We start from the raw sequence: 6,344 nt of genomic DNA, 5'->3' as shown, positions 1-6,344 counted from the left end.
CTATGATGGAAGCAAAAGAATTCGGAGCATAGGAGATAGTAGGTGAGTTTGGCAAGAATTTGGGCGATCGCAGCTAATGGTTTTCGGGAAGTGATACGCGATCGCGTTTTATATCTGATCGGCTTTTTTGCCCTAGCCCTAGGCATAGCCCTGAGGCTGTTACCGGAGGTAGCAGCAACCACAGAAGAGAAAATTTTTCTGGATTTGGGTCTAGCGGCGATGGGTATCCTGGGTGTAATCGTGTCAGTATTTGTTGGTACGGGGTTGATTAACAAGGAAATCGAAAAGCGTACTGTCTTAGTCTTAATTCCCAAGCCTCTAAACCGCGCTGAATTTATCATTGGCAAACACTTAGGCTTATCGGGTGTATTGGCTGTGCTGGTTGTGGCTATGACCGCCATTTATCTGCTGGGCTTACGTGCCTCTAGTATTGAATACCCTGTGGTTAGCATCCTGGTTTCCGTGCTTTACCAATTTCTAGAACTGTCTCTAATCACAGCAGTAGCGCTGATGTTTGGTGTATTTACTAGTTCACTGCTAGCAACCTTACTGACCTTTGGGGTTTATATGATGGGACACTTGAGCCGTGATTTAGTGGAGTTAAGCAAGTTGAGCGAGAATCCTGGCATTGAGCGGATGACTGAAACTCTATACTTGGTTATCCCGGATTTATCACGGCTCAATTTAAAGAATGATGCCGTGTATGGTGTCTTACCCCCGTTCCCAGAACTGTTTTTAAATGGACTTTATGGATTACTTTACATCGTGCTACTGCTAGCGATCGCTATCCTAATCTTCTGGCAACGGGAGTTTTGATTTATAGCGCTACGCTTAGCGTCAGAAGTCAGAACTCAGAACTCAGAACTCAGAACTCAGAACTCAGAAGTCAGAAGTCAGAAGCATAATTTTTTTTTCCCTGTTCCCTGTTCCCTGTTCCCTGTTCCCTGTTCCCTGTTCCCTGTTCCCTGTTCCCAACAACTACCACAAAGTCTAATGATTACAAATGGGGCATGATAGTAAATGGGGATAGTGCTAAAAATAGGGAAAATTATTTATCAAAACCATGCTAGAGCAGAAACTCAAGCAATTAAAAACTATATTTGCTGAGATGGAACGGGCTTTGATTGCCTATTCTGGGGGAGTCGATAGCACGCTAGTTGCTAAAATTGCTTACGATGTTTTAAGCGATCGCGCAATAGCCGTCACTGCTGAATCCCCCTCACTATTACCAGAAGAATTAGAAGACGCTCGCATCCAAGCCGCTACCATTGGCATTACCCATGAGGTTGTCCAAACCCATGAGATGGATAATCCCAACTATACCTCTAACCCGGTCAATCGCTGTTATTTTTGCAAAAGTGAACTCCACGACACTCTCAAACCTCTAGCCCTGGAGCGAGGCTATCCTTATGTAGTCGATGGGGTGAATGGGGATGATTTAAGGGACTATCGTCCAGGGATTCAGGCGGCAAAGGAACGAGGTGCGCGATCGCCTTTAGCGGAAGTGGGGGTAACTAAGGCGGAAGTGCGCCAACTCTCGAAACAATTAGGACTGCCGTGGTGGGATAAACCTGCCCAACCTTGTCTGAGTTCTCGCTTTCCCTATGGGGAAATGATTACAGTGGCTAAGTTACAACGGGTAGGACGAGCAGAGATCTATTTACGGAAGTTAGGTTTCTCGAATTTGAGGGTTCGTTCAGAAGGAGATACGGCACGGATTGAGTTACTACCGGAAGAGATTAAGGAATTTGTGGTAACCACAGATTTACCGACGTTAGTGGCAGAGTTTCAGGAGTTGGGTTTTGTCTATGTGACCCTGGATTTAGAAGGATATCGCAGTGGCAAATTAAATCAAGTTTTGGGCCAGGATGTGATTAGTATGAAAGCTTTATAAGTTTGGCTTTTTGTAAGCATTCAGTTATTAGCGAACAGCGATTAGCGCTACGCGCACGCGTGCGCGTTCAGCTATCAGCTATCAGCTATCAGCCTTTGTCTGACTGCTGACTGCTGACTGCTGACTGCTGACTGCTAAATGGTTACATTGCTCCAGCAATTGCTCAAAATTACGACAATATACCAATTGTTGGTAGTCATGCCATGCTTGTTTGTTACTGTAGGGAATTCCGGTCAATGTTGCTTGTTGAATCTTCTCCATTAAGGGACGACGAAGAGATTCGTAGTTAAGGCAAGCATTGGCGATTGCTTGGATATTATCAAGATTATTTTTCTGTATAATATTAGCGATCATGGTAGCTACAACCAGAGCATCTTCCAATCCTTGATTAGCCCCTTGAGCCATGAAAGGAGGCATCCCATGGGCGGCATCACCCACTAAGATAACTCTACCTGAACTCCAGGGAGATAGAGTTTCTGCACGGTGAATGTAATAGGGACGGGATTTGATTTTGACAGGAGGAGATAAAGCCACTAATTGTGTGAGAGCTTTGGGAAAATTAGCGTTTTCCAACTCTCGCAATGCTAAAGCAATCAAGGCACTTCCAGATTTTTCTGTCAACTCTTCCTGGTTTAAAGGAAGATGGAGCAAATACCCAAACTGAGCATTGGGACGGCGAAATAGGAGCATCCGTGGGGATTCCATAGAAGCCGAATCCTCTGAGATTTGATCATTAGTGATGGTGAGAATCCGTTCCTGCTGAAAAAATTTGTTTTCAAGCTCTGTGCTTAGCTCTGGAGGAATATCCGTGATTTTCATACAGAATAGGGCGGCAAATCCGGAATAGTCAGGTCTTGCTAAACCACTGTAGGGACTATCGTTATAAACAATCCGACGAATGGTAGAGTTGATCCCATCTGCAGCAACAACTAGCCTAGCCCGGATTGATTTTTTTTTAAATTGTTGGCCACTATGCTCTGAATTGAAGGAGACTGTATCTTGATCGTTCTGTCTGTTTGACCAATGAGCATAGGGATTTGCTTCTATGGCTGCATCAGAAACAAAATCTAGCCGAACATATCCGGTGTTTCCTTCATCCACTACATTAATACAACGATGATTCGCTTTAACCTGTTCAACGGGAAGTTGCTGTCTGAGAGTGGTCTGTAAATCGTACCAAGATATAGAGACTCGACCCTCTCCATAATCATTGAACCAATCCTCATAGCTAAGAGGAAAAGAATGAATTTGCTCTCCCTTAAAATTTTTGTAAACCCATTTTTCATTGGGTTGCACTTTCTGAAAAAACTCCAGATCCGTTTTTTTAACTGCTTCGTAAGCAGAAGGGGCTATGTGCTTAAGCGCTTTTAATCCATTGGGCAGAAGGTCGATAACTTGACCCACTCGACGAAAGTCACGAGTTTGATCAAGGACTAGAAAATTAGAGATACCACGCTGCTGTAAGCCAATGGCAGTGGCTAATCCCACTGGACCAGCACCAACCACAACAATATCATAAGTGTCGATCATAATTATATTTTTGCGATCGCGTAGCGTAGCCCTTCGGGCTAATCGTTTTTGTAACCAGCTTCGCTGCTGCTGTTCGGGCAATCCGATTATTTTACCAACTATAGCAATTGGGGACTTGATTAAGTGCAAAATTAGGTTTTTTTAGGGAACAGGGAACAGGGAACAGGGAGCAGCGATGCAGCGCGGTCTTGGGGAGGCAGCGCGGTCTTGGGGAGGCAGCGCGGTCTTGGGGGTTCCCCCCATGAGCAACTGCCGTGGTTTCCCCCACTCGCGCTTTGCATCAAGACGGGAGCAGGGAGCAGGGAAGAGGGAAGAGGTAAAAAATAATGTGTACCTCATGAGTCCTATGAACGCTATATCCGGGCTGAATGCTAGTTAAGCCAATTTTCTAAATCAGTTATGTTATTGAAATCTAAGAAGTCTTCTCCCAAATTTTCCAACTCTTCAATTGTTAAATTTTCTATTTTGCTAATGTTTTTTTGATCAATTTCCCCAAAACGCTTTTTCAGTTGACGCATTATTAAGGCTATCGCCTCATTTTTTCTTCCTATTTCTTCAGCATAAGTTAGTTTTCCTCTTTCATCTTGTAATGCCATAGCACGGCGATCGGCAATTTCTAATTCTTCTGGTGTCATACCAGCTTGATTAGCAAGATTTAACGCTGATTCTATCTCTGATACTTCTCCTAAAGAAGGAGGAATATTATCGAGACTAGAAGCTTCTTTGATGAAATAAATCCATTTATCGGCTAAAGTTTCTAATTCTGAGAGTCTTTTATGGAATTTCGGTAATTCTATAAATATTAACTGCAATTCCTCTTCCAGACATTCAAACTTTTCTGTTTTTTCTTGAAACACAAATTGATTAATAATTTGCTGAGTTTCGTCAAACAAAATAAAATCCGTAATTGTGACAGCTATAACAGGTTTAAGACGAATATAGTCCTCTGCTGTTTTTAACTGATTAACATATCCTTTCACCATATTATAAAGTACCCGTTTGCTAAAACCAGTGATGGATGAGACTTGCATTTCAATTAGGACAATTTCTCCATCCGCTAACACTGCTTTTACATCCAAATAAGTGTCTTTTAAAGTCAATACTTGACCGGGATTATAGGGATTAATAATGGTTAAAGATTTAATGATTGGTTCGCCATTGTAAATAATAGCATTAAGGAAACTAATTAATATAGTTTGACTTTCTTTGGAACCAAATATTTTTTTGAAGACATAATCTATTTTTGGGCTGATAAATCTCATAGTTTTGGCGTTCCTGAATTAAGGAATAAATGCGCGATAATCTGGTTTTATTAAAGCCCCGGTTGCTCCTCGAATTCTGAGGGACTTTGAAAGTTTTGTTACCCCCAGAATTGGGAAAACCATAGCCAGAATCAGCAATGCCCTTAGGATCAGACACTAGCGGGAAAACTACCACCAATGAAATGAACATCACTGAAGGTTTCAATCCATAGACGAGCACCACAACGCAGTGGGTGCTCGGGCTGATAGACAATCCGACATGGACCAAGGATTTCGATCTGGTTGCCGTATAAATTGTTGCCGCTTCGTTTTACCGAAATCACTGGCTGACGGTCTTCGGCAGGTTTAGCATTGTTGCTGCCAATCCGATTACGGTTGACATTGATGGTGGCTAGAGCGGGAGGACGACTGGTACGCCATTTGCCCTTGGGTCCACGGGTAGCTTTGGTGATTTGTGGTAGGTGGTTGAAAAGAGGAATAATCCAGAATTTACCACTTTTATAGGCACCCCTGACCCGACCCTTCTCCAGGAGTTGGCGCAATCGTCGAGAAGAAATACCTAATAGAGATGCGGCTTCGGTAGTACCAACGCAGTGTTTCATGTTCGGATTCCTTAACTATTCCGATACTACTAGTATAGCAAAAATTTATTCTTGGACAGCTTAATGTAAAGTTATGTAAAGTTTTGCCAAACTGACCAGACAACCAGGGGGAAATAATTTTTCATGATTGATATCTAATCAAAACGGATTTAGTATTACGGCGACCTAGCTCTGCCCTGTAAACCGCTATATGACTACCAACCAATTGTTAGAATCAAACCTTGAATCTCTAATCAATACAGCTGCTCAAAATCATCAATTAGGTAAATTAGATCAGGCTGAATCTATCTACAGACAGGTAATACAGATTCAGGGGGATAATCAGGGTGAGGAAAAGCTTTTATCGAAGCCCTATAACGTGATAGCCATTGCTAATCTGGCAAGTATATTTGAGGAAAAAAATAAGCTAGAGGAAGCGGTAGGGTTGTACCAACAAGCTTTAACCCTAAAACCTGACTTTGCTGAAGTTCATAACAATTTGGGAAATATCTTCTGGGCACAAGGAGAGTTAGACAAAGCGGTACAGTCTTACCAAGAAGCGATTAGGGTTAAACCTGACTATGCTCTGGCTCATAACAATTTAGGAAATTTGTTTCATAATCAGGGTAAGTTAGGGGAAGCGGTACAGTGCTACCAAGAAGCGATTAGGGTTAAACCTGACTATGCTCAGGCTTATTGTAATCTGGGAAATGTACTGCAGGTACAGGGTAAGTTAGATGCTGCACGAGAGTCCTACCAGGAAGCGATTAAGCTTAAAGCAGATTGTTTTCAGGCTCATAACAATTTGGGGACTCTATTCCAAAAACAGGGCAAGTTAGATGCTGCAAGAGAGTCTTACCAAGAAGCAATTAGGCTTAAACCTGACTATGCTGACGCTCATAACAATTTGGGAACAATACTCCAAAAACAGGGCAAGTTAGAGGAAGCGCTACAGTCCTATCAGGAAGCGATTAGGCTGAAACCTGATTTTGCTGAGGTTTATAACAATTTAGGAAATACACTCCACGAACAGTGCAAGCTAGAAGAAGCCCTACAGTCTTACCAGCAAGCATTAAG

General features: G+C 42.6%; 7 protein-coding genes. 3 read left to right on the top strand and 4 right to left on the bottom strand.

The features are described from left to right. Positions 1 to 42: 42 nt before the first annotated feature. Positions 43 to 816, top strand: coding sequence for an ABC transporter permease (locus F6K49_RS33785; RefSeq protein ID WP_293103674.1), 774 nt, complete (start codon positions 43 to 45; stop codon positions 814 to 816). 247 nt (positions 817 to 1,063) lie between these two features. Beyond that, positions 1,064 to 1,894, top strand: a complete 831-nt coding sequence (gene larE, locus F6K49_RS33780) for an ATP-dependent sacrificial sulfur transferase LarE (RefSeq protein ID WP_293103671.1) — start codon at positions 1,064 to 1,066, stop codon at positions 1,892 to 1,894. Between the two features lie 81 nt (positions 1,895 to 1,975). Here the strand turns inward: larE and F6K49_RS33775 are convergent, their stop codons facing one another. From F6K49_RS33775 to F6K49_RS33760, 4 genes are all read right to left on the bottom strand, one after another. Further along, positions 1,976 to 3,553, bottom strand: coding sequence for an NAD(P)/FAD-dependent oxidoreductase (locus tag F6K49_RS33775; RefSeq protein ID WP_293103668.1), 1,578 nt, complete (start codon positions 3,551 to 3,553; stop codon positions 1,976 to 1,978). A 12-nt stretch (positions 3,554 to 3,565) separates the two neighbouring features. Further along, positions 3,566 to 3,763 carry a hypothetical protein gene (locus F6K49_RS33770; RefSeq protein WP_293103665.1) on the bottom strand — a complete coding sequence of 66 codons (198 nt, stop codon included), beginning with the start codon at positions 3,761 to 3,763 and terminating at the stop codon, positions 3,566 to 3,568. Positions 3,764 to 3,795: 32 nt separating this feature from the next. After that, on the bottom strand, positions 3,796 to 4,686 hold the full coding sequence (locus F6K49_RS33765) for an Rpn family recombination-promoting nuclease/putative transposase (protein ID WP_293023716.1): 891 nt from the start codon (positions 4,684 to 4,686) through the stop codon (positions 3,796 to 3,798). 149 nt (positions 4,687 to 4,835) lie between these two features. Then, on the bottom strand, positions 4,836 to 5,288 hold the full coding sequence (locus F6K49_RS33760; RefSeq protein WP_293103662.1) for a helix-turn-helix domain-containing protein: 453 nt from the start codon (positions 5,286 to 5,288) through the stop codon (positions 4,836 to 4,838). A gap of 190 nt (positions 5,289 to 5,478) precedes the next feature. Between F6K49_RS33760 and F6K49_RS33755 the strand changes: the two genes are divergently transcribed. Beyond that, positions 5,479 to 6,344, top strand: an 866-nt coding sequence (locus tag F6K49_RS33755; RefSeq protein ID WP_293103659.1) for a tetratricopeptide repeat protein, incomplete at its 3' end; no start/stop codon positions are given.

This window comes from Moorena sp. SIO3I6, from assembly GCF_010672095.1.
Note: the sequence above shows the minus strand (reverse complement) of the source record. Positions and strands in the feature narration are given on the sequence as shown.

What these genes read in the sequence shown, in the direction of transcription:
- larE (WP_293103671.1), top strand. Translation starts at nt 1,064, where the DNA reads ATGCTAGAGCAGAAACTCAAGCAATTAAAAACTATATTTGCTGAGATG.
- F6K49_RS33770 (WP_293103665.1), bottom strand. Translation starts at nt 3,763, where the DNA reads ATGAGGTACACATTATTTTTTACCTCTTCCCTCTTCCCTGCTCCCTGC.
- F6K49_RS33765 (WP_293023716.1), bottom strand. Translation starts at nt 4,686, where the DNA reads ATGAGATTTATCAGCCCAAAAATAGATTATGTCTTCAAAAAAATATTT.
- F6K49_RS33760 (WP_293103662.1), bottom strand. Translation starts at nt 5,288, where the DNA reads ATGAAACACTGCGTTGGTACTACCGAAGCCGCATCTCTATTAGGTATT.